This window comes from Stenotrophomonas sp. YJH_SMC_81 (assembly GCF_059370875.1).
In genome coordinates this window covers 135,068-160,394 of the sequence record NZ_JCAFUB010000006.1, presented here as the reverse complement: position 1 = coordinate 160,394, position 25,327 = coordinate 135,068, and the positions used below count along the sequence as shown (strand labels likewise).

Here is a 25,327-nt window from a genome sequence, read left to right as displayed (position 1 = left end):
CGTTTCAGACGTCGCAGAGGCGGATCGCCTCGCGCAATGAAGCAACGGGATCGGGCGCGGCAGGCATGAACTCCTGCGCCAGATACCCCTTGAAACCGGTGTCGCGGATCGCGCGGCAGATGGCCGGATAGTTGAGCTCCTGCTGGTCTCCGATCTCGTTCCGGCCGGGCACGCCTGCGGTGTGGTAATGCTTGAAGCAGGCGTGGTGCTTGCCAATGGTGGCGATGATGTCGCCCTCCATGATCTGCATGTGGTAGATGTCGTAGAGCAGGCCGAAATTGTCCGAGCCGAGCCGCTGGCACAGCTCCACACCCCATGCGGAGTGGTCGCACAGGTAGTCGCGATGATCGACCTTGGAGTTGAGCAGCTCCATCACCAGCACCACGCCGCGCTTCTCGGCATGCCCGAGGATGCGCTTGAGGCCGGCTTCGGCATTGGCCATGCCATCCTGCGGGTCCATACCGTTGCGGTTGCCGGAGAAGCAGATGAGGTTGCGGTAGCCGGCATCGGCGACCAGGTCGATGTGCCGCGTGTAGCGCTCCACCAGCTGGTCGTGGAACTCGCGGCCGGCGAAACCCTTGGTCAGGCCCAGCTCCGCGCCGTTGCACATCGAGCTGTAGACGCCGTGGGCCTTCAGCGTGGGCCAGTCTTCGGGACCGACCAGGTCGATCGCGGCGAAACCGATGTCCTTCACCGTCGTGCAGAGCTGGGCGACCGACAGCTGCGGGAAGGTCCAGCGGGCGACGGCGTGCTTCAGGTTTCCTTTGAGGGGGGCATCGGCGGCGAATGCAGGGAGCACACCTGCAGCCCCCAGGCCAATGCCGCCGGCAACCGCAAGGCGTAGCGCGTCGCGTCGCGTGATGCCCATCGCCGGGGCCGGTCTGATCGAATGGATGGACATCCACCTGCCGGCCTCCCAACCGACATCAAACACTGAGGATTCACTGCAATGCAATCGATTGCACCATAGGGGAGGAATTTGTGTGTTTGCAAGTCGCAGTGCACGAAAATCAATGCTGCGAGGCACAACTCCGCAGCCGACCTGGAAAACAAAAGCCCCGCGTGAGCGAGGCTTTCCTTCTGGCGGTGGGAGCAGGACGACGCCTGTTGGCTACAGCGTCGAAATCGTGCCGCCGTCGATCCGATACTCCGTTCCGGCAATCGACGCCGACCGGGGAGACGCCAGGAACACAATCAGATCGGCCACCTCCTGCGGTGCCGCGGGCCGTCCCACCGGGATCCCGCCGAGCCAGTCCATGACCAGCCTCTTGCCACCTTCATAATCGGTTCCCGCTTCTGCCGCGATCCGCTCTGCAAATTCCCGGGATGCTTCTGTCTCGATCCAGCCCGGCGCTACGCTCAACACCCGCACGCCCTTGGGAGTGACCTCTCGTGAAAGCGACTTGCTGTAGGTCGTGAGTGCCGCTTTGGCGGCGGCATACGCGGTGGTGGACTCCGGCAGAGGCAGCATGCGCTGGATCGAACTGACGTGGATGATCACGCCAGCGCGCTGCGCGAGCATGGATGGCAGCAAGGCACGATCCAGACGGACCGCCGGCATCAGATTCAGGTTCAGCTCGGCAAGCCAGTGCGCATCACTGATCGCTGCGAAGCCGCCGCCAGGTGTCTTTGATCCCCCCAGCACATTGACCAGGATGTCTGCGCCGCCCCATGCCTGCAGCACGGCGTGGGCGAAAATGCCGGTGCCCTCGGCCGTCGACAGATCGGCGGCTACGTAGGCGACTCCTTCCACCGGGCGTGCCGGCAGGCTGCGCGCCGACGTCATCACCCTGGCCCCGGCCTCGGCAAGGGTCCTGACCACGGCCGCCCCCACACCGGCCGTGCCGCCGGTCACCACGGCCCGCAGGCCACCGAGTTGAAGATCGAAGCTCATGCGGTGATCTCCAGCGATGCGATCAGGCCCCGTTCCAGTTCGAAACGGTAGCTCAGCAGAATCGGACTGCCGGGGAAGTTGCCGCTCACGATGGCACGGACAACGTGGTGTTTCCCCTGCCGTTCGATGGCGCTCGGCACGCTGGTGGCGCTGTATTTGGCGGATGCCTCGGCCAGGAAGGCTTTGATGGCGTCGACGCCGACGAGGGTGTGCCCGTCGTCCTTCAGCACAGCCTGGGCGGCAAAACAACGCGCCAGCACTTCGGGGTCATGTTCGGCCGCGAAGTACGCGGCGATGGGTTCTGGGAGAGTCAACGCATTCATTCCTGGCTCCTGCAGTGGTGAGGCGCTCAGGATGTGCACGCAGGTCGGTTAAGTGAATGCCCTATAATCCGAATGGGTTATGTCAAGAATCTTACATAATGCGCGGATCCGAGTTCGCTGAACTGAAGGCCTTCGTGGCGGTAGTGGAACGTCAGAGCTTCGCGCGGGCGGCGGAACATCTGGGGGTATCGCCCTCGGCCCTGAGCCAGACCATCCGTCAACTGGAAGGCCGTCTCGGCACCCGCCTTCTGAATCGCACAACACGAAGCGTGGCACCCTCGGCAAGTGGCGGACGACTGTACGCGCGCATCGCGCCGCTGTTCCAGGAGTTGGCGGTAGCGGTCGCTGAAACCAGCGAAGCGAGCGGACGGATCAACGGGACCCTGCGCATCAATACGCTGGGCATCGCCGCAAGAACACTGATTGCCCCGCGGCTTGCCCGCTTCCACCAGGCCTACCCTGATGTCGTTGTCGACATCGTGGTCGACGACGCGCTCAGCGACATCGTCAGTGGGCGGTTTGATGCAGGCATCCGCGTGGGTGGGCAGCTCGAGAAGGATATGGTGGCCATCCGCCTCACTCCCGACCTGAACATGGTGGCCGTGGCGTCACCGGATTACCTCGCACGCCGTGGAACGCCGCGAACTCCGGCGGACCTGCAGGATCACGCCTGCATCAACTGGCGGCTGCAGAGTGACGGCAGGCAGTACCGATGGGAGTTCAAGAAGCGAGGCCGCCACCTGGAGGTCGCCGTGGACGGTCCTGTCGTCACCAATCACGCTGACGTCGGGATTGCGGCGGCACTGGCCGGCCTCGGAATCGCCTATCACTTCGAGCAGGATCGCGTGGGGGAACTGCTGGCCCAGGGATTGCTGGTGCGGGTACTGGCGGATTGGTCGGTCTCGCGCCCCGGGCTTTTTCTCTACTACCCGAACAGGCGGCACCGCCCCGCCCTGCTGGGTGCGTTCATTGATTGCCTGCTGGACCAGGGCGTGTTCGGTAATCGGTGACAACATCGAGGAACGTCCGCATCGGCCGCCGCCGGACAACAGGATCCCGGCAGTGCCTCAAGAACGACATGGGCCCCAGGCAGGCATGCCAGGAGCCCTTGTCGGGATGCACCGAAGATGCGCTTAGAACGGAATATCGTCGTCAGCGAAGTCGTCCATCGGCGGCGCCTGCTGCGGCTGCGGACGCTGGTTGCCACCCTGGTTGCCGTAGCCGCCGCCCTGGTTGCCGCCCTGGTTGCCATAGCCACCGCCCTGGCCACCACGCTGGCCGCCGCCACCGCCGCCGTACTCCTGGCGCGGCGCCTGCTGGCGCTGCGGACGATCGCCGCCGTAGTTGCCGCCACCACCGCCGCCGCCTTCACCGCGGCCGCCCAGCATCTGCATTTCATCAGCGATGATATCGGTGGAGTACTTCTCCACGCCGTCCTGGCCGGTGTACTTGTCGTAACGCAGGCTGCCTTCGACGTAGACCGAGCTGCCCTTGCGCAGGTACTCGCCGGCGATCTCGCCGAGCTTGCCGAAGAACACCACGCGGTGCCATTCGGTGCGCTCCTGCTGGTTGCCATCCTTGTCCTTGCGGACGCTGGTGGTGGCCAGGCTGATGCGGGTGATCGCCATGCCGCCCTGGGTGTACTTCACGTCCGGGTCGTTGCCGAGATTGCCGACCAGGATGACTTTGTTGATGCCGCGCGCCATAGGTACCTTCGTCCGTTGTCCAGGGGCAGACCGCCAGTGATAGCACAGCCCCGGGCGGGGTGCAGTACGCTGGGCCGCCCCTGGTGAAATTTTGGGGAATGCGAGAACGACGCATCTTACCATTGCCGCCGCCGTCCGCCCGGTCAGGAGACCCCGACCGCACCGAAGGATCAGGCTGATTTCCTTGTCCGGCAATGACTTACCTTCGCCCCGACCGACGTCCAGAGAGGCATTCGCGTCTGCGCATGGCATCATGCCCGGGCACCTTCCACCTGCCCGCTCCGCCCGCCCATGACGATCAAAGGCAAAGCCACCTCCCTCGACATCGCCCACCTGGCCGGGGTCTCCCAGCCGACCGTGTCGCGGGCCCTGCGTGGTAGCCCGATGGTCAACGCCGAGACCCGCGAGCGCATCCTGCGCATCGCCCGCGAGCTGAACTACAAGGTCGACAAGAACGCCTCCAGCCTGCGCCTGCGCAATGCCGGCACGCTGGCCCTGCTGTTCTTCGAGGACCCGACCAACGACGATTCGCTGATCAACCCGTTCTTCCATTCGATGCTGGGCTCGATCACCCGCGCCTGCGCCCTGCACGGGCAGGACCTGCTGGTGTCGTTCCAGCAGCTGTCCACCGACTGGCAGGCAGATTACGAAGACAGCAACAAGGCCGACGGCATCATCCTGCTCGGCTACGGTGACTACCACGAATCGCGCGACCGCCTGCAGCGGCTGGTCGAACAGGGCACGCACTTCGTGCGCTGGGGCGCCGCCCTGCCCGGCCAGCCCGGTGTCTCGATCGGCAGCGACAACTTCCAGGGCGGGCATGACATCACCACCCATCTGCTGCTGCAGGGCTGCCGCCGCATCGCCTTCCTTGGCCATGCCTCCAGCCACTACCCCGAATTCCAGGAGCGCTACCGCGGCCATGTCGCGGCCCTGCAGGACCACGGCCTGGCCGCCGAACCGGCGCTGCAGCACGATGCGATCACCACCGAGGCCTCCGGCCAGGAGGCCTGCCAGGCCCTGCTGGCGCGCGGAGAGCCGATCGATGCGATCTGCGCGGCCAGCGACCTGATCGCCATCGGTGCGATGCGCGCCCTGCGCGAGGCCGGACTGCGGGTGCCGCAGGACGTGGCGGTGACCGGCTTCGACGACATCCCGCTGGCCGCTTCGGTGTCCCCGGCGCTGACCACGGTGCAGCAGGACACCAAGCAGGCCGGGCAGCTGCTGGTGGAACGCCTGCTGGCGCTGATCGGGCGGCAGCCGGTGGACAGCCAGAGCATCCCGGTGAAGCTGGTCGTGCGCGAATCATCCCTGCGCGGGTAGGCGCCGCAGGGCGGGATCGCTCTTGGCCTCGCCCTTGTTGTTTGGCTTGGTCTTACCCTAGTGCCAGTGCCGAGCCGTGCTCGGCAAACTACCCGCGACAGGCGCGCAGGTTCAGCGTGCCCCGGCCTTCGGCCCCAGCAACGCCAACAGCACATAGACCACGATCGAAGCGACGGTACCGAGCACCGCCGGCAATCCGTAGCCCCACGCCGAACGGCCCTGCTGGCGTGCCCACTGGGCCAGATACCAGGCCGAACCCAGGTTGATCAGCCAGGCAATGGCGAATGCCGGCCACTGCACGATGCCCACCGCGCGCAGCAGGGGCACGGACACCAGCGCGGCAACGATGGCTGCGATCAGGAAGATCAGTGCGGAGCGGGAATGGCGTGATCGTGCCGGTGAGCCGACAGGTAATTCCTTCAATTCCACAGCAGAGCCTCGATCCTGGTGTTATCCAAAAGGAACCACGTACTGCACCCGAAGGGAAGCGTTCTGTAGGGTCGGGCCGTGCTCGACTGATCCGGCATGGCGCGAACGGCAGCCGAGCATGGGCTCGGCTCTACATGACAATCAACCCTGGGCGAAGTCCTTCAGGATCTCGCCGACGCCGCTGGGCGAGATCTCGAAGCCCAGCGCGGTGCCGGGGTTGATCACCACGCCGTAGCCACCCGGCACGCGACGCAGCACGTCCAGCATCAGCCAGCGGATCTGGTGTTCGGCCTGCTGGCTGTAGATGCCCACCCGCGATGGGTCGGTAAACACGGCCACGTGCAGGGTGCCCTGCTTGTCAAACAGCAGCGGGTCGAAGCCGCTGCCGTCGGGGGTCACCAGGCTGCCGGTCTGCAGCACCACCTCGGAGGCGACGAAGGCTTCCATGAAGGCGCGGATCGGCACCGCCCCGTCCATCGCCGCCTTCAGCAGGGTTTCGATCGGGGTCTGCGGGGCGAGGTCGGTCATGGCGGTGCGGCACGGCGTGAGGGGTGCCTATTGTGCCGGATGTGGTCCCCCCGGTAGTGCCGGCCGCTGGCCGGCACCTGAAGGGACCATGGATTCATGAGTTGCCGGCCAGCGACCGGCACTACCGCCCCAGGCGCTGGTCCCGTGCCCGCTGGTCAGCCATCGCCTTGTCCAGTTCGGCCTGCAGTGCCGGCTGCTGCACGGTGGCGTCCAGCACATAGACCTTTACCCCATGCGCCGGCACGTTAGTCTTCAGCTGCCGCTCGACCTTCACCGTGCCGCCATCCAGCGCGTCACGCCACGTGCCGGCCTGCAGGTAGCGATCCACCTCGAAGGTGCGCGCCACATCGCCCTTGTTCAGCAGCACCAGCGCCGTCTGCGCCAGATCTTCCTGCTGCAGCACGCGCAGGAACACCGCTTCGTCGCCGTGCAGGCGCTCGTTCACCTGCAAGCCACGCTGCAGTGCCGGGGTCGCTTCACGCAGTTTGGCGATGCGCTGCAGCGGCGCGAAGATCGGGCTCTGCGGCGCAGCGTCCACACTCGGCTGGCCGAAGTAGGCACGGTTGCCTGCGTGCTCGGCGCGGCCACGCATGAAGCCGGTCTCCGAGCCGTAATAGACCACCGGAATGCCGCGCGCGGTGAACAGCCAGTTGTGCGCGTCGATGAAGCCGTTGTCACTGGCCTGCAGGCGCGGCATGTCGTGGTTGTCGTAGAAGCTCATCAGCTCGTACGGATTGGCATACGGGCCACCGCTCAGGTGCAGCGGCTCGGCCAGCGTCTCGAAGCCCTTGCCGGCGGTGCCGAAGGTCTGCTCCAGAGCACCGCGCAACGGGAAGTCGAGCACGCTGACATTGGCGTTGGCCGGCCAGGTGTGCTCGGCAATGGTCGCCGCGTTGTAGTCGAAGGCTTCGCCGAACATGAACATGCCCGGATGCTCGGCGCGGATGCGCTTGACGAATTCATGCCACCACGGGTGCGGCAGCCAGCCGATGGTGTCGATGCGCAATGCGTCCACGCCCTGCGCGGTCCACTGCAGGTAAGCGCCGACCAGGTAATCCATCACCGCCGGATTGTCCTGGTTGAAGTCGGACAGCTCGGCCAGGTTGCCGTCGAAGATCGAGCCGTCCTTGCTGTCGACCGGACCGATGTTGTTGTAGAACGCGTGCAGCGGGTTGTGCTCCGGGTCCAGCTTCTGCGGCGGCAGGTTCTGGTGGTCGGCGATCAACTTTCCATCCTTGTCGAAGATCTGACCGAACTGCGGTTGCCGTGTCGGCATGGTCCAGGCCGGCGAACCGTGGTTGCCTACGATGTCCAGCACCACCTTCAGGCCGGCACCGTGCAGGCCCTTGGTCAGTCCGGCGAAGTCCAGGTCCCTGCTGGGCAGGTGCTCATCGAGTCTGTAGAAGTTGATGCCCCAGTAGCCGTGGTAGCCGGTCTTGCCGCGGTCGGTCAGCGTGCTGGTGCAGCTGATCGGCTTGCTGCCGGTGAAAGCTTGGTCGGGGTTGTCGATGATCGGCGTGATCCACACCGCGCCGAAACCCAGGTTGCGGATGTACTGCGCATTGTCGAGCACGCCACGGAAGTCGCCGCCGAGGTAGCCAATGTTGCCGTCCACCTTGTCCGGGCATGGCACCGGGATGTCGAAGGTGCGGTGCGCGCCACCCTGGTCGCGATGGTCATTGGATGGATCACCGTTGACGAAGCGGTCGGTGACCACGAAGTACACCGCATCGCTGGCGAACGGTTCGGTGGTGCCGACGTAGTCCGGGCGCGGCGTGGCCACGGCCTGGCCGGCGAACAGGGCAAGGGAAACGGCAACAGCCAGGACACCACGCATCACACCACCTCCGGACGGGACGGAACCCGCAGCACGCACAGGCCGGCGACGAACAGGCTGCAGCCGCCCAGCACCAGCACATGCATCGGCTGGCCACCCAGCCATGCGCGCAGGGCAAAGCCAAGCGCACTGGCCGCCACCAGCTGCGGGATCACGATGAAGAAATTGAAGATGCCCATGTACACACCCATCTTCGACGCAGGCACGCTGTCGGACAGCAGTGCATACGGCAACGACAGGATCGATGCCCAGGCAAAACCCACACCCACCATCGACAGCAGCAGCCAGTGCGGGTCGCGGATGAACATCAGCGAGACCAGGCCGGCAGCGCCCAGCCACAGGTTGACCAGGTGGCTCCAGCGCAGGCCGATCGCACGCACCATCGGTGGAATCAGCACCGCCGCCAACGCAGCGAAGCCGTTGTAGGCGCCAAACAGCACGCCAACCCAGTTGGCACCTTCGTTGTAGGCCGCCGACTGTGGATCGGTCGAACCGAAGTGGGTACCGGCCACCGCAGCAGTGGTGTAGATCCACATGGCGAAAAGCGCGAACCATGAGAAGAACTGCACCCACGCCAGGCGGCGCATGGTCACCGGCATCGCGCGCAGGTCGCCGACGATGGCGGCCAGCATATGCGTGGCCGGCAACACGCGCGCGGCCGCCAGCAGCAGGCCGTAGCCGGCGCACAGGCCTGCCAGCACGTACAGCATCCTGTCGCCTTGCCGCCAGGTGATCAGCAGCGCCAACAGCACACCCAGCCCTAGCCACAGGGCCACCCGCGTCCATGGCGCCGGGCCGTCGATCACCGCTCCCGCATGATGCGCCGGCGGCTCGGCATCATCGAAGGCAGCCAGTTCTGCTGGTGAATATTCGCGGGTGCTGACCACCGTCCAGGTGATTGCCGCCAGCAGCACCGCCGCGCCGAAGTAGAACGCATAGCGCACGGTGTCCGGCACCTCACCGGCGGCGGCCGTATTGGCAACGCCGAAATGGGCCAGGATGAACGGCAGGAAGCTGGCGACGATGGCGCCCACACCGATGAAGAAGCTCTGCATCGCATAGCCGGCCGGACGCTGGCGTGGCGCCAGCTGGTCGCCGACGAAGGCTCGGAACGGCTCCATCGATACGTTGATCGAGGCATCGAGCACCCACAGCGTGCCGGCCGCGATCCACAGCGTCGGTGAATTCGGCATCACCAGCAGGGCCAGCGTGGTCAGCACCGCACCGATCATGAAGAACGGACGGCGCCGCCCCCAGCGCGTCCAGGTGCGATCGGACAGGTAACCGATCACCGGCTGCACCAGCAGGCCGGTCAGCGGCGCGGCGATCCACAGCCCCGGTACCGCGTCGATGTCCGCGCCCAGCGTCTCGAAAATGCGGCTGGCGTTGGCATTCTGCAGGGCGAAGCCGAACTGGATGCCGAGAAAACCGAAACACATGTTCCAGATCTGCCAGAACGACAGCTGGGGTTTGGCGGGGCGATTCATCGCGCGCCCTCTACGGCCACGGGCGCCACCGTCAGCGCCTGCACCTGCGCCTGGTTGAGCACGCCGTCGCGCCCGCCCTTGCCCCCGGTGTAGTGCGCGAAGTGCTGCAGTGTGCTCATGTTGAAGCCCTCTTCAAGCGTGACCGCGCATCGGCCCTTCGGCACCGGAAACGTCGCCGAGGTCGAGTCCTGCACGGCCACGCTGTGCGGCAGGGTGACGGTGTGCCGCTGCAACGGCTGGCCCGGGCACTGCAGCACCAGCTGCTTCACCGCGGCGGTCACGCCCGTGTTGATCGGCCCATTCGCGTTGCTGTACTGCAGGCGCAGGCGCACCTGCCCCGCCTTGGCCGAGGTGAACTGCCAGCGCTCGGCACCCTTCAATCGCTGCTGCGGACCGACGCAGACCATCGGACTGTGCAGCGATTCCAATGCGCCGTCGCGCCGGGTCAGGCTCAGGCAATGCTGCAGGCCATCGTCACCGATGCGTGCCAGGCCATTGCTGGCGGTGAGCGCCCGGCCGTCCTGCCACAGCACCTGGCCGGCAGCGACCTCGACATTCCAGCCCCTGCCCTCGCGTCGCGCCTGCGGTGCGGCCGGCGTGGCCGGTGCGCGCGCATTGGCGTCGGCCGTCGTCGCCACGCTGCGCGGTGCCGCTGCGGTGGCCACCAGCTGCACGGTGGTGGTGGCACCACGCGTCTTTACCTCGCCCGCCACCAGCAGGCCATCACCCACCTGCTTCGGTCGCTCCAGCACATAGCGCTTGCCATCGGCCTCCAGGGAGATGCGGCGCTGCTTGCCGAACAGTTCGGGGACCAGCGCGGCTGGCAGCTTGGGCTGCACGCGGCCATCGTCCTGCACGCCGAACACGCCCTCGACCACCATCGACAGATATCCAGCCACCGACCACAGCTGGCGCTCCGAATTGACCACCGGCCCGCTGAGCGCGCCTTCATCCACATGGACGGCCTGGGTGACCAGTTCGTAGTTCTCCATGTTGGAGCCGGCCAGCGCGGCACCGCGCATCAGCGAGCGGATCTCGGCGGCGATGCGCGGCGCATCGTCCAGCTGCCGCGCCGCACGCAGCGAGTAGGCACTGACGAACGGCCAGATCGCCCGGTTGTGATAGATCGGCTGTTGTGCTTCCTGCGGCCAGACCACCGGGCTGCCAGCCGGGCCCATCGGATACGCCGCCAGCGCACGCCGCGCGCGCTCGGGCGGCAGCACCTCGGCGAGGATGCCCAGCGAGAGGCCGAGCAGATCGACCTTGGCGTACGGTACCGGGTGCGCGGCTTCGCCGATGTAGCTCATGTACTGGCCGATATCCTCGCGCCAGAAGCGCGCATCGATCTGCTGCGCCAATGCATCGGCCCAGGCCTTGTAGTCGGCCGCGCGGGCATCGCCGTGCTGCCCGGCCAGGCGTTCGGCCAGGCGCAGTGCCTGGTAGTGCAGCACGTTGGTGGACAGTGCGTAGGAATCACCGATGAAACGCACATCCTCGCGGGTCCAGTCTGGATAGGTCTGCTCGCGCCAGTCCAGGAAGGAGGTCTCGCCGCGGTACAGGCCCATCTGCACGTCGAACACCATCGCGCGGTCCTGCGCCAGCGTGGCCTGCAGCGCCTGCCAGACCTGGTCGGCAAACGCGCGATCCTGCAGCAGGTGACGCGCGGCCAGGAACCACACCACGCGGTCGCTGCTGATCGGCCAGCTGCCGCCGGAGCCGGTGTCCTGCGCAACGAACAGGCCGGGCGTATGGCCATCGCGCGCCGCCGACAGCTTGAACTGCAGCGACTGCCGGGTGCGCTTCGGGTCCAGGCGTGCGAGCGCCAGATCGGCGGCAAAGCTGACATCGCGCGTCCACACATAGGGCCAGCGCGCGCCGGTCTGGAAGCACTCGCAGGGCACCGGCCGGCCTTCGTCGAAGGCGGGATCACGGATCGCATCCACGCGGTCCTGGTCCATCTCCTGCTGGGCCAGTGCGAACAGGGCATCGAACATCACGCTGCCGGTCTGGCAGCGCATCGGCATCGGCGCGATGCGCACCTCGCGCTTCGGCGCATGCAGCACGAAGCTGCCCTTGGCAGCGGCTTCGGCGCGCGCATGGCGGCCGTCGAATTGCAGGTCGGCCGCCTGCGCGGTCGTCCCCAGCGCTGCCCCCAGGGCAGCGGTCAGGCAAATGATCTTCAGCATCGAAGCGGCGGACCGGCTCGCGCCCGTCGGCCTCCCTCCCTCTCTGCACGCGTTGTAGGTCCGCACCGTCGTTGCCGGCGGGCGGGCGCGGCCCCTCCCTCAAGGTGCCCTGGCGCCATGGTAGACGCGGGGCTGTCGGCTGCGTCCAGTTGCATACGTATTCATGGCGTCGCGCGGTAGCGCACCCGACGCGCTGGCTTATGGTCTGGGTCTGCCAACGGCGCCTTGGGAGGGGAATTGCCGATGTCACCCACTGCTGTACGCGCGGTATTCGCGCACATGCTGGGCCTGGCCCTGATCGGATGGGCCACGCTGGTACAGGCCGCGCCCCAGGTGGCCAGCGTCGAATCGCCGGGCAAGGTGTTGAAGGTCAGCCTGGTGCTGGACGGCGGCACGGCCCGCTATCGGGTCGAGCGCCTGGGCGACACTGTGGTGGAGGATTCGAAGCTCGGCTTCGCCCTGCGCGACGGTCGCCTGGACCGCGATTTCACTCTGCTGGGCCAGCAGCGGCGCAGCGTCGATGACACCTGGGACCAGCCGTGGGGCGAACGCCGGCTCACCCGCAACCATTTCAACGAGCTGATCGTGCAGCTGGCCGAAACCACCGGCAGCAAGCGCCGGCTGGATATAGTGTTCCGCGTCTACGACGATGGCCTTGGCTTCCGCTACGTATTCCCCGAACAGCCGAATCTGCACGAGGCCATCATCGATGACGAGCTGACCGAGTTCGCCATCGCACAGGACTCCACCGCCTGGTGGATCCCCGCCGGCGAGCCGATCCACTACGAGTACCTGTACCAGCGCACCCCGCTGCGCGAAGTACCGCTGGTGCATACGCCGATGACCCTGCGCAGCCGCGATGGCCTGCATGTGGCCATTCACGAGGCCGCGCTGGTGGACTACGCCGGCATGTGGCTGCGCCACAGCGAGGGGCAGCGCCTGCGCGCGCAGCTGTCGCCCTCGGCTGAAGGCTGGAAGGTGCGCCGCACCCTGCCCTTCGCCACGCCGTGGCGCACGCTGCAGATCGCCGACCGTGCCGGCGGCCTGGTCGAATCGGACCTGATCCTCAACCTCAACGAACCCAACGCGCTGGGCGATGTCAGCTGGGTGAAGCCAGCCAAGTACCTGGGCGTGTGGTGGTCGATGCACCTGGACAACGAGAGCTGGGCGACCGGGCCGAAGCACGCGGCCACCACCGCCAAGACGAAAAAAGTCATCGACTTCGCCGCGGCGCACGGCTTCCGCGGCGTGCTGGTGGAGGGCTGGAACCCAGGCTGGGACGGCATGTGGGTGGGCAATGGCTACGACTTCGATTTCACCCGCGCCACGCCCGATTTCGACATCGAAGCGCTGTCGGCGTATGGCCTGAAGAAAGGCGTGCACCTGATCGGCCACCATGAAACCGGCTGCGCCATCGAACATTACGAGGCCCAGCTGGACGCCGCGCTGGACCTGTACGCACGGCTGGGCGTGGACCAGTTCAAGACCGGCTACGTCTGCGACGACGGCCAGGTCGACCGCCGCAATCCCACGGGGGGCCCACTGTGGCGCGAGTGGCATGACGGGCAGTTCATGGCCCGCCACCATCTGAAGGTGGTGCAGGAAGCCGCGCGCCGGCACCTGTCGGTGAACCCGCATGAGCCGATCAAGGACACCGGCCTGCGCCGCACCTATCCCAACTGGATCTCGCGCGAAGGCGCACGCGGCATGGAGTACAACGCCTGGGGCCAGCCACCGAACCCGCCGGAGCACGAGGTCAACCTGGTGTTCACCCGCATGCTGGCCGGGCCGATGGACTACACCCCCGGCATCCTCAGCCTGAAGGGCCGCCACGGCCAGGCCATCCCCAGTACGTTGGCCCGCCAACTGGCGCTGTACGTGGTGCTGTACAGCCCGATCCAGATGGCCGCCGACCTGCCCGAACACTACCTGCAGCATCGCGAGGCGTTCCGTTTCATCGAGGGCGTGGCGGTGGACTGGGAGCAGAGCCGCGTGCTCGATGGCGAAGTGGGTGACTACGTGACGATCGTGCGCCGCGACCGCAACAGCCGCGACTGGTTCCTCGGCAGCATCACCGATGAACACGGCCGCGTGCTGCCGGTGTCACTGGGCTTCCTGGAACCTGGCGTGCGCTACCGCGCCGAGATCTACCGTGATGGTGAAGGCGCAGATTTCCGCAGCAACCCGTTCGCGTTCGTTCGCGAAACCCGCGAAGTGACCAGCGCCGATGCACTGACGCTGGTGCTGGCACCCGGCGGTGGCCAGGCCATTCGCTTCACGCCGATCCGCTGAACGTTTTCCTGCCTGCGCCCCCGTAGCGCCCGAGCCCACGCTCGGGCGGCGGTGCGTAGCACCGAAATGCAGCCGAGCATGGGCTCGGCTCTACAGAACGAGACACTTGAAAGCGATTACATCCCTGCAGACGCCATTGAATACGTATGCAGGGTGATTCCCGCGAAGAACGCGCTGCCTACCATAGCGGCGACGACAGCGGCCACCGCGTCGCACGTTCACGGCCCCGCCGGAACGCTCACAAATCGATCTGCAACATTGCCTGGGAGGGGAAAATGTTGAACCACAAGCGCAGCGCGCTGAGCATCGCGCTGGCCGTTGTCCTGGCGCCGACACTGGCGTCGGCACAGTCCACGCAGAACACCACCACACCGGCCGGCACCGCCGCCACCAACCTCGATACGGTGCAGGTCACCGGCATCCGCCGCGGCATCGAGAGCGCGATCGCGGTCAAGCAGGACGCCACCTCGGTGGTCGAAGCGATCTCCGCCGAAGACATCGGCAAGCTGCCCGACGTCAGCATCGCCGAGTCCATTTCGCGCCTGCCCGGCCTGGCCGCCCAGCGCGTGGCGGGCCGCGCGCAGGTGATCAGCGTCCGCGGCCTGTCGCCGGACTTCGCCACCACCCTGCTCAATGGCCGCGAAGTGGTCAGCACTGGCGACAACCGTGGCGTCGAGTTCGACCAGTACCCGTCCGAACTGGTCAACGGCGTGACCGTGTACAAGACCCCTGACGCGGCACTGGTCGGCCAGGGCCTGTCGGGCACCATCGACATGCAGACCGCGCGCCCGCTCAGCTTCGGCGAGCGCGTGATCGCGGTCAGTGGCCGCTACCAGAAGAGCTCGCTGGGCCGCGCCGCCAACACCGATCCGTACGGCAACCGCTTCAGCGCCAGCTACATCGACCAGTTCCTGGACAAGACCCTGGGCATCGCCATCGGCTATGCGCACAGCGACATGCCGATCCAGGAGAACCAGGTCGGCCTGTACGAACCGTGGACCACCGAGCACACCGACAAGGGCGACCGTCCGGGCGTGGGTGCCGGCACCTACTTCTCCGATGGCATCAAGGCGCTGCGCCGCACCGGCAACAACAAGCGCGACGGCGTGATGGCCACGATCCAGTTCCGGCCGAACAACAGCTGGACCAGCACCTTCGATGCGTTCCACACCGAAGCCGAGCAGATCGACACCGCCAACCAGTTCGAGCTGAACCTCAGCAACTACAACGGCAACTACACCCCGGGCCTGCTGGTCAGCAACCCGCAGGTCAACGCCAATGGTTCGTTCACTGGCGGCACCGCCAGCGGCGTGTACCCGCTGGTACGCGGCATGTACAACAAGCGCAAGGACAAGATCGACGCGTTCGGCTGGAACAACGAGTTCAACTTCAGTGGCGTCAAGCTGGTCGCCGACCTGAACTACTCCAAGGCCACGCGCGACGAGCTGAACCTGGAAAACAACCTGCAGCTGACGCCGATGCCGCAGCTGGATACGGTCGGCGTGTCGATCCGCCAGGACGGCTTCTCGCAGATCAGCCCGGGCCTGAACTACTCCAACCCGGATGCGTTGTTCCTGACCAACACCATCTATGGTTCCGGCTACGGCAAGGTGCCGAAGGTGGAAGACCGCCTGAAGGGTGGCAAGCTGGCCGCCACCATCGCCCTGCCCGACGCCGTCGCGTCGTGGGCGCCGGACATCGACATCGGCGTGAACTACGCCGACCGCCGCAAGGTGAAGACCCAGTCCGAAGGCAACATCCTGCTGGGTGCGCAGGGCGACGCCAACATCGCCTCGGACCTGCAGTACCGCCCGGTCAACCTGGGCTTCGCCGGCCTCGGCACCATCCCGGCCTGGAACGTACCGGCCGCGGTGGGCCGCTACATGACCTTCAACCCGGTCGACAACCTGGACTACCTGATTCCCAAGTCGTGGACGGTACAGGAGAAGATCACCACCGCCTGGGCGCGCCTGAACATCAACGCCGACATCGGCGACGTCGGCGTGCGCGGCAACATCGGCGTGCAGATGCAGCACACCGACCAGAGTTCGGATTCGCGCTACTTTGACCGCTCCCGCCCAGCGGGCGAGAACGTTCTTCCTATCGCCAGCGGGAAAACTTATAACGATTGGTTGCCGAGCCTGAACCTGGCATTCCTCTTCCCGCACCAGCAGACCCTTCGCTTCGCCGTCGCCAAGCAAGTCGCGCGCCCGCGCGTGGATCAGATGCGTGCCGGTCTGGACTTTGGTGTTGCCCGAGAAACCGGCAAGCCCGGGGCCAGTGGCGGCAACCCTCTGCTGGATCCCTGGCGTGCGACCGCGGTCGACTTGTCCTACGAGAAGTACTTCGGCGAGAAGGCCTACGTGGCGGCGGCGATCTTCTACAAGGACCTGAAGAGTTACGTCTATACGCAGACAATTGATGGTTATGATTTCAGCGATCAAGTGGCCAACTGGGTTTCTCAGCCAGGCGATGCACCGGTGCTGACCACCGGCACCTTCTCCGCCCCGCAGAACGGCAAGGGCGGCACGCTGAAGGGCCTCGAACTGACCGCATCGTTCCCGCTGGAGATGCTGACCGACAGCCTGCGTGGCTTCGGCGTGCAGGCCAGCGCGACCTTCAACAAGAGCGACATCACCATCCTGGACCCGGAGAGCGCCTCCAGCGTGGGCAGTGATCCGATCAGCCTGCCGGGCCTGTCCAAGCGCGTGTACAACTTCACCGCGTATTACGAGCGCAGCGGCTTCGAGGCACGGGTGAGCCAGCGCCGCCGTTCGGACTTCATCGGCGAGATCGGCAACTTCAACGGCAACCGCAGCCTGCGCTACGTGGTCGGCGAGAACGTGACCGATGCGCAGATCAGCTACACCTTCAGCGACAGCAGTGCCCTGCGTGGCCTGACCCTGCTTCTGCAGGGCAGCAACCTGACCAACGAGCCGTACCGCACCTACGCCGGCAGCAAGGACCGCCCGCTGGAGTACATCGAGTGGGGCCGCACCTACATGCTGGGCGTGAACTACAAGTTCTGATCACGGCCGGGTCGTGCCGGCCGCTGGCTGGCACCCCGAATCCGGTAGCGCCGGCCGCTGGCCGGCAACACAAAGGGAGCAGGACCGGAAGCCCGCTGCGCAGGCAGCGGGTTTTCTTATGCGCGGATGCCAGCACGTGATCGGCAAGGCCCATGCAGCGACGTTCCAACCCGTAGATCCACGCCATGCGTGGATGCCGTTCTCTGGAATCCCACCCACAAAAAAGGGACGGGGCGCTTCGGCCCCGTCCCCGCAAGTACCGCCACCGGAGAAAACGGTCAGCTGCGTCGGGCGCAATACACCGCGCGCGGCGGCAGCTGGAGTTCGTTGCCCTGCACCGTGCCCGCATCCGGGCCCGGTACCGCCACCTGCTGCCAGTTGCCCGGCGGCAGCGGATGGGTCACCGCCTCGGCCGACAGGTTGAAGGCCAGCAGGAGGGTTTCATCTGCAAGCATACGCTCGAACAGCAGCACAGGCTCGGCGCTTTCAAGGAATCTGATGCTGCCATGCAGAAGCGCCGGCTGGGTATGCCGCCAGGCCAGGAACGCGCGGAACGCCGCCAGCACCGAGTGCGGGTCGCGTTCCTGCACGGCCACCGCCGCCGCCCGGTGCTCGGCCGGAATCGGCAGCCAGGGCTGGCCGCTGGTGAAACCTGCTAACGGCGCATCGGTCCATGGCAGCGGGGTGCGGCAGCCATCACGGCCCTTGAAGTTCGGCCAGAAGGTGATGCCGTAGGGGTCCTGCAGTGCCTCGAACGGTACCTCGGCCTCGGCCAGGCCCAGCTCCTCGCCCTGGTACAGGCAGACCGAGCCGCGCAGCGAGCACAGCATCGCCACCAGCATCCGCGCCAGGCGCGGATCGGCCGGGTGGCCGCCCCAGCGGCTGACCGCCCGCTCCACGTCGTGATTGGACACCGCCCAGCACGGCCAGCCTTCGGTCATCGCCGCTTCCAGCCGCGAGACCGTGTCGCGGATATAGGCCGCGCTGTAGTCATCCACCAGCAGCTCGAAGCTGTAACCCATGTGCAGGCGGCCATCGCGGGTGTACTCGGCGGTGGTCGCCAGCGAATCCTCCGAAGAGATCTCGCCCAGGCTGACCGCGCCCGGGTACTGATCCAGCAGCGCGCGCAGGCGCTCCAGGAACGGCAGGTTCTCCGGCTGGGTGTTGTTGTAGTAGTGGTACTGGTAGGCGTACGGGTTGTCCGGGCTGAAGCCGCGCCCCACCCGCTTCTCCGCCGGCTTGGGCGGGTTGTCACGCAGCTGCGCATCGTGGAAGCAGAAGTTGATCGCATCCAGGCGGAAGCCATCCACGCCGCGATCGAGCCAGAAACGGACATTGTCCAGGGTGGCCTGCTGCACGTCCGGGTGGTGGAAGTTCAGGTCCGGCTGGTCGACCAGGAAGTTGTGCAGGTAGTACTGCTCACGGCGCGGCTCCCACTGCCAGGCGCCGCCACCGAACAGCGACAGCCAGTTGTTCGGCGGGGTGCCGTCCTCGCGCGGGTCGGCCCACACGTACCAGTCGGCCTTCGGATTGCTGCGGTCCTGGCGGCTCTCACGGAACCAGGCATGCTCGATCGAGGTATGGCTCAGCACCTGGTCGATCATCACCTTCAGGCCCAGGCCGTGGGCCTTGGCCAGCAGGCGGTCGAAGTCGTCCAGGCTGCCGAACAGCGGGTCGACGTCGCGGTAGTCGGCGATGTCGTAGCCGAAATCGGCCATGGGGGACTTGAAGAACGGCGAGATCCAGATCGCATCCACGCCCAGCGCGGCAATGTGGTCCAGGCGCTCGATGATGCCCGGCAGGTCGCCCACCCCATCGCCGTTGGCATCGAGGAAACTGCGCGGGTAGATCTGGTAGATGACGGCTCCGCGCCACCATGGATAGTGCGACATCGACAGCCCCCCTCCGGGCATGCGGGACCCGCCGGCAGCGGGCCGAAATCCTGATCCGGCAAGCTTAGCGGTGGCCTCGCGGGCATGGCGCAACCTGCATACGTATTCACGCGAAGGGCCGCGCAGGCCGGGCTGGAATTGCCGCTCGGGCCGGTTTGCGCCCGAATTCACGGCCAGCGCCTATAATCGATGGTGAGCCTGAAAGCCTGATCGCATGACCATCACCGAAGACACCCGTCCCGCCCTGGGCCTGCCCCAGATCCAGTCGCTTGCCGCGGCCGACATGGCCGCCGTCGACGCCCTGATCCGGCGCCGGCTGTCCTCGGACGTCGTGCTGATCAACCAGATCGCCGACCACATCATTTCCGCCGGCGGCAAGCGCCTGCGCCCGATGCTGGTGATGCTGGCCGGCCACGCGGTCGGCCACGCCGGCCCGGAGCACCACCAGCTGGCGGCGATCATCGAGTTCATCCACACCTCTACCCTGCTGCACGACGACGTGGTGGACGAGTCCAGCCTGCGGCGTGGCCGCAGCACCGCCAACGCGCTGTGGGGCAACGCGCCCAGCGTGCTGGTGGGCGACTTCCTGTACTCGCGCAGCTTCCAGCTGATGGTCGAGCTGGAGCGCATGCCGGTGATGCAGATCCTGGCCGATGCCACCAACCGCATCGCCGAGGGTGAAGTGCTGCAGCTGCTGCACGTGCACAACCCGGATACCGACGAAGCCGCCTACCTGCGCGTGATCGAGCGCAAGACCGCGGTGCTGTTCGCCGCCGGTACCCGCCTGGGCGCGCTGGCCAGCGGCGTGGATGAAGCCACCCAGCAGGCCCTGTTCGACTACGGCATGCACCTGGGTTACGCATTCCAGATCGCCGACGACGTGCTGGACTACTCGGCCAACGCCGAGGAGCTGGGCAAGAACCTGGGCGACGACCTCGCCGAGGGCAAGGCCACGTTGCCGCTGATCCACGCGATGGCCCACTCCGATGACGCTACCCGCGAGCGCCTGCGCACCATCGTGCAGGACGGCGACGCCTCGGCAATGCCGGAAGTGCTGGCCGCGATCCGCGCCACCGGCGGCCTGGAGTACAGCCGCCGCCGTGCCGAAGAGTACGCCGAAGCCGCCGAGCGTGCCCTGGATGGCCTGGCCGACAACGATGCCGTGGCCGCCCTGCGTGGCCTGGCCCGCTACGCGGTGCAGCGCTCGCATTGATGGGTTGAGGTGTGCCGACCAACGGTCGGCACCCACCCACCGGCATTCCGGTGGGTGCCGACCGTTGGTCGGCACGGAAACGCTCGCATTGACCGCATCTGGTAGTGCCGGCCGCTGGCCGGCAACCTCATGATGCTGCGGGTGTCACGGGAATGCCGGCCAGCGGCCGGCACTACCACTGCACGGCTCAACGCTTCTCGAAGCGTTCCTCGAAGAATTCATCCAGCGCCTTCCACGCGCGCTTGGCCGCCCGCTCGTTGTACTGGCAGCCCGGTGGGCTGTTGGCGTCGCGCTCGGCGAAGCAGTGCACGGCACCGCTGTAGTTGGTGAACTCCCAATCGACCTTGGCCGCATCCATTTCCTTCTGGAAAGCGGCGATGTCCTCGGCGGTCACGCTCCTGTCATCGGCCCCGTTGAGCACCAGCACGGACGGATGGGCGCCACCGGCCTGCGCCGGCAGCGGCGAACCCAACCCACCGTGCAGGCTGACCACAGCGGCCAGCGGCGCACCGGCGCGGGCCAGCTCCAGCACCGTGGTGCCACCGAAACAGAAACCGACCGCACCGATCCGGCTGGCATCCAGCGGTACCTTGCCGGCCTGCGCCTTGAGCACGTTCACCGCTTCCAGTGCACGCGCACGCAGCAGCGGCCGGTCGTTGCGCAGCTTGCTGGCCACCGGTCCCGCCTCCGCATCGCTCTTCGGCCGCACGTCCTTGCCGTAGACATCAGCCACCAGCACCACGTAGTCATCACCGGCCAGCTGCTTGGCCTTCTCGATGGCCGACTCGTTCACGCCCTTCCAGTTCGGCACCATCACCAGGCCGGGGCGCTTGTCATGCTCGCCATCGTCATAGACCAGCACACCACTGAAGGTCGTGCCCTGGTGCTTCCACTCCACCGGCTGCGTCTTCATCGCCGCCCACGCCGGCATCGCCGCCAGCCCCAGCATCATCGCCACACCGCATCGCCAACGATTCATGCGCCTGCTCCGCAAGAAAAAGGGGACGGAGGGGATTAAGCCGTTTTCGCCCCTCCCGCGTCGCATTCTGCATTGGCGGCGTGACGCAGGTGTGGTTGGATACGACTTAATCCCCTCTGTCCCCTTTTTTCGCATGAATCCTGTTGATCGCTTTCTGTCTGGCCTGATCCCGCGTTTGCCTGCCGAGGATGCCCCGCAGTGGGCACATGTCCAGGGCGCCAGCGCCGAGGACCTGCAGCGCCTGCGTGTGCAGTGGCCGCAGGTGCCGGACAGCCTTGTGGAACTCCTATCGCGCGTGGATGGCACCCACTACCGGGAGTACCCCGGCGGCAAGGTCTGCGTACTGATGCTGGGCTCGGACGTGGAGGACGGTGGCTACCCGTACTACCTGCGATCAGTCGCGCAGATCTTCGAGGACCAGCAGCAGTGGGACGACAGCATCCGTTCCATCTACGAAGAGTGGCTGGATGACGAGCCGGAGATCCTGGGTAAAGGCATCGACGGTGATCTGCCGATGAGCAGGCGCCTGTGCTTCTCGCACTGCATGAACAACGGCGGCACCTCGATGCTGTACCTGGATTTCGATCCGGCACCGGGTGGCACCGTCGGCCAGGTGGTGCGCTACCTGCACGATCCGGACAGCTATGCAGTCATTGCGCCGAGCTTCGATGCGTACCTGCAGCAGCTGATCGATGGCGATTACGCGTTCATCGACGAAGACGAATGAAGGCAGCCGAGCATGGGCGTGGCTCTACAGTAGAGCCACGCCATGCGTGGATGAATTTCCCCGCAGGTTGCCGGCCAGCGGCCGGCACTACCCGCGTTCGATCCAGTGCAACGTGCCCGGCTCGAACGCCAGCAGATCCGACGCCGCCAGATGCGCGCGCGGCCAGCGGCGTTCCGGCGGCTTCGGCTGCCGGGCACCCACCGGACCGTCGTAGTCGCGCACCAGCAGGCCGATGCGCGCGGCCCCAGCCTGCAACAGCGCATCGATACGCTGCAACCACTGGCCGGCATCGTCCAGGGCTTCATCGCGGCGTGCCTGCTGATCCTGTTCATGCCGCGCCAACTGCGCCGCCAACGCGCGCGCGATCTTCGCTTCGCTCCAGCCCTTCCTGCGCCAGCGTTCGGCATCGCCGTTCCACGCACGAACCGCCTGCGCCGAGGCCAGCGACGTGCCGCAATCGCAGTGCACGGCACTCAACCACGGCTGCCAACCGGGCCCGACCGCTGACTGCAGGCTGGGCGAATCCTGCGCAAACAGGCGCCGGCCACTGCGCTGCATGATCGCGGCGGCTTCAATGTGCGATAAGGATGCGGGCAGGAACAGGGTAATGAAGGTGCACACGCGGCTATCCGGGTCCGTCCGGGGATGCGCCCATGGTAACTCGCCGGGGTCAGAGCCCTTTCCTGAGGAAAGGGATCCGACCCCGATCCGGCGGATCAGGCGATGCCCAACCCCGGAATCGCGCTGATGCTGTCCGGATCGAACCCAGCCAGTTCGGCGAAATGGCGTCCGCGCGCCACGTAATCGCGGTAGGCCCCGAAGCTCGGCGCACCCGGCGACAGCAGCACCACCCCGCCCTGCGCGCCCAGCGCCGTGCGCGCCAACGCCATCGCCTCGGCAAGATCGCCCGCAGCGTGCAGGCCGAAGCGGCTGGCGTCGGCCAGCGGCTGCAGCATCGCGTGGATGCGCGGGCCGTTGCTGCCCATGGTCACGATCTCCACCGGCGGCACATCGTGCGCCATGTGCTGCATGAAGTCGGTCCAGTCCAGGCCACGGTCGTGCCCGCCCACCAGCAGCGCGATGCGCTGCCCGGCGAAGCACTCCAGCGCAGCCAGGCTGGCATGCGGCGTGGTGCTGATCGAATCGTTGACGTAGGTCAGGCCATCGGCCACGCCGATGCGCTGCAGGCGGTTCGGCAGCGGGCGGAAATCCTGCACCGCCGGTGCCAGCGCCACCGCGTCCAGGCCCAGCGCTTCCAGTGCAGCCAGCACCGCGCACAGGTTGCCGCGGTTGTGGCGGCCCGGCAGCGGCGTGTTGCGGGTATCGAACACCGCCTGTTCGCCGCGATGCACGATGTCGCCCCGCATATGCCAGCCCTGCGGCTGGTTGAACCAGACCACCTCACTATCGGGCAGCGACAGTGCCGCCAGGTGCGGATCGGCGGCATTGAGCACGGCAATGCGCGGTGCGGCTTCCGTCACCAGCCGCAGCTTGTCTTCGATGTAACGTTGTTCGCTGCCGTGCCAGTCCAGGTGTTCCGGGAACAGGTTCAGCACCACTGCCACCTGCGGGTGGGCGCCACTGCGCGCCACTTCACCGGTCTGGTAGCTGGACAGCTCGACGGCCCAGTACTCGGGCGCTGGCTGCGGGTCCAGCACTTCCAGCAGCGGCAGGCCGATGTTGCCGACCAGTCCGGTGCGGTGGCCGGCCGCGCGCAACAGGTGCGCGACCAGCGCGGTGGTGGTGCTCTTGCCCTTGGTGCCGGTCACGCACACGGTGTCGTGCACGATGCCATCGTCAGCCGCATGCTCGGCGAACCACAGCGCAGTGCCGCCGATGAAGGTGGTGCCCTGCGCTGCCGCCGCCAGCGCGATCGGCTGATAGGGACTGATGCCGGGCGATTTGATCACCACGTCGAACGCGGCCAGCGCTTCAGCGGAAGGCTCGCCACGCACGTCCAGGGCGCCCTGTGTTTCCACGCGTGCGGCCCCGACTTCGGCCGCCGGGCAGAACAGGCTCAGCGGCAGCGTGGGCAGGCGCTCACGAAGTACCGCAAACGCGGCGCGGCCCTCGCGGCCCCAGCCCCACAGCGCGACGCGCTTTCCTTCAAGCTTCGAAATCTTCACGCACCCGGTCCCACAGCGCAGCCGGAACGCGGTGCTCGCCCTGCAGCTGCAGCAGCGGCGCCAGTTCCAGTTCGGCGGCATCCAGCTGCGGCTGGATTTCATTGCAGAAGCGCTTCACCAACACGTCTTCCTTCCATTCCGGGCGCTGGGCCAGGGTCGCCATCGCCGCACGCGATTCGCGGCCTTCGCCCACGCACTCGAACGGCTTGTGGTCCTGGAACTCCAGCAGCGCGTCGAAGCCAGCGGCCTGCTCGGCATCGTCCAGCAGGTTGCGGCCGAAGATGCGCACCAGGCGCGTCTTGGGCATGAACGGAGCCAGCGCCAGGAACACGAAATGGCACTTCGGGCAGACGCCGCACCAGCGGTTCACCGGGCGCTCGCCAAGAATGTGGAAATTGCGGTTGCAGCTGGAGAAGTGCGCGTCGTAGAAATCGGTCTTGGCGAACTGGCGGGCCACCGCCAGCTCGGACAACGGGCGCAGCAGCGAGTAGTACTGCAGGTCCGCCGCAACGTGCGCCTGTACATGGCTGCCGAAGGCCTGTTCAAACACCCAGCCCTTGGACCACTGGTGGTTCACTTCGCCGGTGCCTGGAATCTGGCTGCCGTAGCTGGCCGAACGCTCGTTGGAGAACACCACCTGGTCCACGCCCTGCAGCAACGCGGCCAGCACCATGATTGCCGAGTTCACCGCAGTGACCGGGATGTGGCCGTTCCAGGCGCCCTGGCGGTTGAGCTCGAACAGTTCCGGCGCCAGCGCACGGCCCAGGTTCAGTGTCGGCAGGCCGGTGCGCTCGGCACAGGCGCGGATCAGCTGCGAGCCACCGATCCAGGTCACCGTTTCGTCCACGCCGGCACGGCGCAGCGCTTCGATGCTGACCAGCGAATCCTTGCCGCCGCCGATGGCCACCAGTGCGTGCGGCTGCAGGCCCAGCGCCGGCGCCTGCACGGCCTCGCCCTGCACCGGCAACCGGAACCGGCCGCGCAGGTTCAGGCCGTTACGGTAGGCGAATTCGCCCAGGCCATTGAGGTAAATGGTCTCCACCAGTGCGGCGGTATCGGCATCGATGCTGTAACTGTCGATGCTGACCGTATCCGGTACGCCGGCCTTGTAGTAGCTGACGCCGGCGATCAGGTGCAGCAGCTGCAGCGCACGCTGCACGGCAGCGGCGCGCGCCTCGTCCAGCACGAACGGGGCACCCGGCACGGTGATGGTCTCCACCATCTCCGGGCCGTCGTCGAAGGCGTAGACCAGCCGGGCCACGCCGGTATCCGCTGCGAAGTCGCAGCGGACGAAGCGGAAGCGGGAAACCTGGTGTTTGTCGAAAGCAGTCATGGTGTATCCGGTCAGGCACGGGC

Annotated in this window: 20 protein-coding genes; 6 read left to right on the top strand and 14 right to left on the bottom strand. The window is 66.7% G+C overall.

From position 1 onward, the window contains the following. Positions 1-4: 4 nt before the first annotated feature. From AC5P8U_RS14355 to AC5P8U_RS14345, 3 genes are all read right to left on the bottom strand, one after another. Positions 5-901, bottom strand: a complete 897-nt coding sequence (locus AC5P8U_RS14355) for a hydroxypyruvate isomerase family protein (protein ID WP_181503437.1) — start codon at positions 899-901, stop codon at positions 5-7. Positions 902-1,111: 210 nt separating this feature from the next. Next, positions 1,112-1,894: an SDR family oxidoreductase gene (locus tag AC5P8U_RS14350; RefSeq protein WP_061479191.1), complete on the bottom strand. Its 783-nt coding sequence runs from the start codon at positions 1,892-1,894 to the stop codon at positions 1,112-1,114. Continuing rightward, positions 1,891-2,217, bottom strand: a complete 327-nt coding sequence (locus AC5P8U_RS14345) for a nuclear transport factor 2 family protein (RefSeq protein WP_072168647.1) — start codon at positions 2,215-2,217, stop codon at positions 1,891-1,893. The genes AC5P8U_RS14350 and AC5P8U_RS14345 overlap by 4 nt, the downstream gene beginning before the upstream one ends. 98 nt (positions 2,218-2,315) lie before the next feature. Here AC5P8U_RS14345 and AC5P8U_RS14340 point away from each other — a divergent pair, with 98 nt between their 5' ends. After that, positions 2,316-3,227, top strand: coding sequence for a LysR family transcriptional regulator (locus tag AC5P8U_RS14340; protein WP_072168646.1), 912 nt, complete (start codon positions 2,316-2,318; stop codon positions 3,225-3,227). A 123-nt stretch (positions 3,228-3,350) separates the two neighbouring features. Here AC5P8U_RS14340 and AC5P8U_RS14335 read toward each other — a convergent pair whose 3' ends face one another. After that, positions 3,351-3,923, bottom strand: a complete 573-nt coding sequence (locus AC5P8U_RS14335) for a single-stranded DNA-binding protein (RefSeq protein ID WP_043034165.1) — start codon at positions 3,921-3,923, stop codon at positions 3,351-3,353. A 291-nt stretch (positions 3,924-4,214) separates the two neighbouring features. Here AC5P8U_RS14335 and AC5P8U_RS14330 point away from each other — a divergent pair, with 291 nt between their 5' ends. Continuing rightward, on the top strand, positions 4,215-5,246 hold the full coding sequence (locus AC5P8U_RS14330; protein WP_053496894.1) for a LacI family DNA-binding transcriptional regulator: 1,032 nt from the start codon (positions 4,215-4,217) through the stop codon (positions 5,244-5,246). A 111-nt stretch (positions 5,247-5,357) separates the two neighbouring features. Here AC5P8U_RS14330 and AC5P8U_RS14325 read toward each other — a convergent pair whose 3' ends face one another. The 5 genes from AC5P8U_RS14325 to AC5P8U_RS14305 all read right to left on the bottom strand — a co-directional run bounded on the left by AC5P8U_RS14325 (position 5,358) and on the right by AC5P8U_RS14305 (position 11,713). Continuing rightward, positions 5,358-5,675, bottom strand: a complete 318-nt coding sequence (locus AC5P8U_RS14325) for a hypothetical protein (protein WP_072168644.1) — start codon at positions 5,673-5,675, stop codon at positions 5,358-5,360. 141 nt (positions 5,676-5,816) lie between these two features. Continuing rightward, complete coding sequence (locus AC5P8U_RS14320; protein WP_072168643.1) at positions 5,817-6,203, bottom strand: SseB family protein; 387 nt, start codon at positions 6,201-6,203, stop codon at positions 5,817-5,819. A 121-nt stretch (positions 6,204-6,324) separates the two neighbouring features. Beyond that, the gene (locus tag AC5P8U_RS14315) at positions 6,325-8,040 is read right to left on the bottom strand and encodes an alpha-amylase family glycosyl hydrolase (RefSeq protein ID WP_072168642.1); all 1,716 of its coding nucleotides are present in this window, start codon (positions 8,038-8,040) and stop codon (positions 6,325-6,327) included. Then, complete coding sequence (locus tag AC5P8U_RS14310) at positions 8,040-9,527, bottom strand: MFS transporter (protein ID WP_439426670.1); 1,488 nt, start codon at positions 9,525-9,527, stop codon at positions 8,040-8,042. The genes AC5P8U_RS14315 and AC5P8U_RS14310 overlap by 1 nt, the downstream gene beginning before the upstream one ends. Further along, complete coding sequence (locus tag AC5P8U_RS14305; RefSeq protein WP_439426669.1) at positions 9,524-11,713, bottom strand: glucosidase family protein; 2,190 nt, start codon at positions 11,711-11,713, stop codon at positions 9,524-9,526. The genes AC5P8U_RS14310 and AC5P8U_RS14305 overlap by 4 nt, the downstream gene beginning before the upstream one ends. A gap of 237 nt (positions 11,714-11,950) precedes the next feature. Here AC5P8U_RS14305 and AC5P8U_RS14300 point away from each other — a divergent pair, with 237 nt between their 5' ends. Together AC5P8U_RS14300 and AC5P8U_RS14295 are read left to right on the top strand one after the other, a co-directional pair. Next, positions 11,951-14,005: a glycoside hydrolase family 97 protein gene (locus tag AC5P8U_RS14300; RefSeq protein ID WP_495214205.1), complete on the top strand. Its 2,055-nt coding sequence runs from the start codon at positions 11,951-11,953 to the stop codon at positions 14,003-14,005. 275 nt (positions 14,006-14,280) lie between these two features. Beyond that, complete coding sequence (locus tag AC5P8U_RS14295) at positions 14,281-17,034, top strand: TonB-dependent receptor (RefSeq protein ID WP_088496551.1); 2,754 nt, start codon at positions 14,281-14,283, stop codon at positions 17,032-17,034. Between the two features lie 278 nt (positions 17,035-17,312). Here AC5P8U_RS14295 and AC5P8U_RS14290 read toward each other — a convergent pair whose 3' ends face one another. Next, a complete protein-coding gene (locus tag AC5P8U_RS14290; RefSeq protein WP_111007895.1) occupies positions 17,313-18,926 on the bottom strand; it encodes an alpha-glucosidase family protein in 1,614 nt (537 codons plus the stop codon). Between the two features lie 214 nt (positions 18,927-19,140). Between AC5P8U_RS14290 and AC5P8U_RS14285 the strand changes: the two genes are divergently transcribed. Next, the gene (locus AC5P8U_RS14285) at positions 19,141-20,139 is read left to right on the top strand and encodes a polyprenyl synthetase family protein (protein ID WP_111007894.1); all 999 of its coding nucleotides are present in this window, start codon (positions 19,141-19,143) and stop codon (positions 20,137-20,139) included. A gap of 187 nt (positions 20,140-20,326) precedes the next feature. Here AC5P8U_RS14285 and AC5P8U_RS14280 read toward each other — a convergent pair whose 3' ends face one another. Then, on the bottom strand, positions 20,327-21,118 hold the full coding sequence (locus tag AC5P8U_RS14280) for a dienelactone hydrolase family protein (RefSeq protein WP_111007893.1): 792 nt from the start codon (positions 21,116-21,118) through the stop codon (positions 20,327-20,329). A gap of 133 nt (positions 21,119-21,251) precedes the next feature. Here AC5P8U_RS14280 and AC5P8U_RS14275 point away from each other — a divergent pair, with 133 nt between their 5' ends. Beyond that, positions 21,252-21,845 (top strand): SMI1/KNR4 family protein, encoded by a 594-nt coding sequence (locus tag AC5P8U_RS14275; RefSeq protein WP_353761575.1) that lies wholly within the window; start codon positions 21,252-21,254, stop codon positions 21,843-21,845. An 87-nt stretch (positions 21,846-21,932) separates the two neighbouring features. On the opposite strand, the gene AC5P8U_RS14270 is transcribed toward AC5P8U_RS14275, so the two are convergent. The 3 genes from AC5P8U_RS14270 to murL all read right to left on the bottom strand — a co-directional run bounded on the left by AC5P8U_RS14270 (position 21,933) and on the right by murL (position 25,304). Beyond that, on the bottom strand, positions 21,933-22,466 hold the full coding sequence (locus AC5P8U_RS14270; protein ID WP_072168634.1) for a hypothetical protein: 534 nt from the start codon (positions 22,464-22,466) through the stop codon (positions 21,933-21,935). A gap of 95 nt (positions 22,467-22,561) precedes the next feature. Next, the gene (gene murD / locus AC5P8U_RS14265; RefSeq protein ID WP_088496734.1) at positions 22,562-23,971 is read right to left on the bottom strand and encodes a UDP-N-acetylmuramoyl-L-alanine--D-glutamate ligase; all 1,410 of its coding nucleotides are present in this window, start codon (positions 23,969-23,971) and stop codon (positions 22,562-22,564) included. Beyond that, a complete protein-coding gene (gene murL, locus AC5P8U_RS14260) occupies positions 23,952-25,304 on the bottom strand; it encodes a UDP-N-acetyl-alpha-D-muramoyl-L-alanyl-L-glutamate epimerase (RefSeq protein WP_065177916.1) in 1,353 nt (450 codons plus the stop codon). The genes murD and murL overlap by 20 nt, the downstream gene beginning before the upstream one ends. Positions 25,305-25,327 lie beyond the last annotated feature (23 nt).

Coding starts and splice junctions, on each gene's coding strand:
- AC5P8U_RS14355 (WP_181503437.1), bottom strand. CDS start 901: ATGTCCATCCATTCGATCAGACCGGCCCCGGCGATGGGCATCACGCGA.
- AC5P8U_RS14350 (WP_061479191.1), bottom strand. CDS start 1,894: ATGAGCTTCGATCTTCAACTCGGTGGCCTGCGGGCCGTGGTGACCGGC.
- AC5P8U_RS14345 (WP_072168647.1), bottom strand. CDS start 2,217: ATGAATGCGTTGACTCTCCCAGAACCCATCGCCGCGTACTTCGCGGCC.
- AC5P8U_RS14340 (WP_072168646.1), top strand. CDS start 2,316: ATGCGCGGATCCGAGTTCGCTGAACTGAAGGCCTTCGTGGCGGTAGTG.
- AC5P8U_RS14335 (WP_043034165.1), bottom strand. CDS start 3,923: ATGGCGCGCGGCATCAACAAAGTCATCCTGGTCGGCAATCTCGGCAAC.
- AC5P8U_RS14330 (WP_053496894.1), top strand. CDS start 4,215: ATGACGATCAAAGGCAAAGCCACCTCCCTCGACATCGCCCACCTGGCC.
- AC5P8U_RS14320 (WP_072168643.1), bottom strand. CDS start 6,203: ATGACCGACCTCGCCCCGCAGACCCCGATCGAAACCCTGCTGAAGGCG.
- AC5P8U_RS14315 (WP_072168642.1), bottom strand. CDS start 8,040: ATGCGTGGTGTCCTGGCTGTTGCCGTTTCCCTTGCCCTGTTCGCCGGC.
- AC5P8U_RS14310 (WP_439426670.1), bottom strand. CDS start 9,527: ATGAATCGCCCCGCCAAACCCCAGCTGTCGTTCTGGCAGATCTGGAAC.
- AC5P8U_RS14305 (WP_439426669.1), bottom strand. CDS start 11,713: ATGCTGAAGATCATTTGCCTGACCGCTGCCCTGGGGGCAGCGCTGGGG.
- AC5P8U_RS14295 (WP_088496551.1), top strand. CDS start 14,281: ATGTTGAACCACAAGCGCAGCGCGCTGAGCATCGCGCTGGCCGTTGTC.
- AC5P8U_RS14290 (WP_111007895.1), bottom strand. CDS start 18,926: ATGTCGCACTATCCATGGTGGCGCGGAGCCGTCATCTACCAGATCTAC.
- AC5P8U_RS14285 (WP_111007894.1), top strand. CDS start 19,141: ATGACCATCACCGAAGACACCCGTCCCGCCCTGGGCCTGCCCCAGATC.
- AC5P8U_RS14280 (WP_111007893.1), bottom strand. CDS start 21,118: ATGAATCGTTGGCGATGCGGTGTGGCGATGATGCTGGGGCTGGCGGCG.
- AC5P8U_RS14275 (WP_353761575.1), top strand. CDS start 21,252: ATGAATCCTGTTGATCGCTTTCTGTCTGGCCTGATCCCGCGTTTGCCT.
- murL (WP_065177916.1), bottom strand. CDS start 25,304: ATGACTGCTTTCGACAAACACCAGGTTTCCCGCTTCCGCTTCGTCCGC.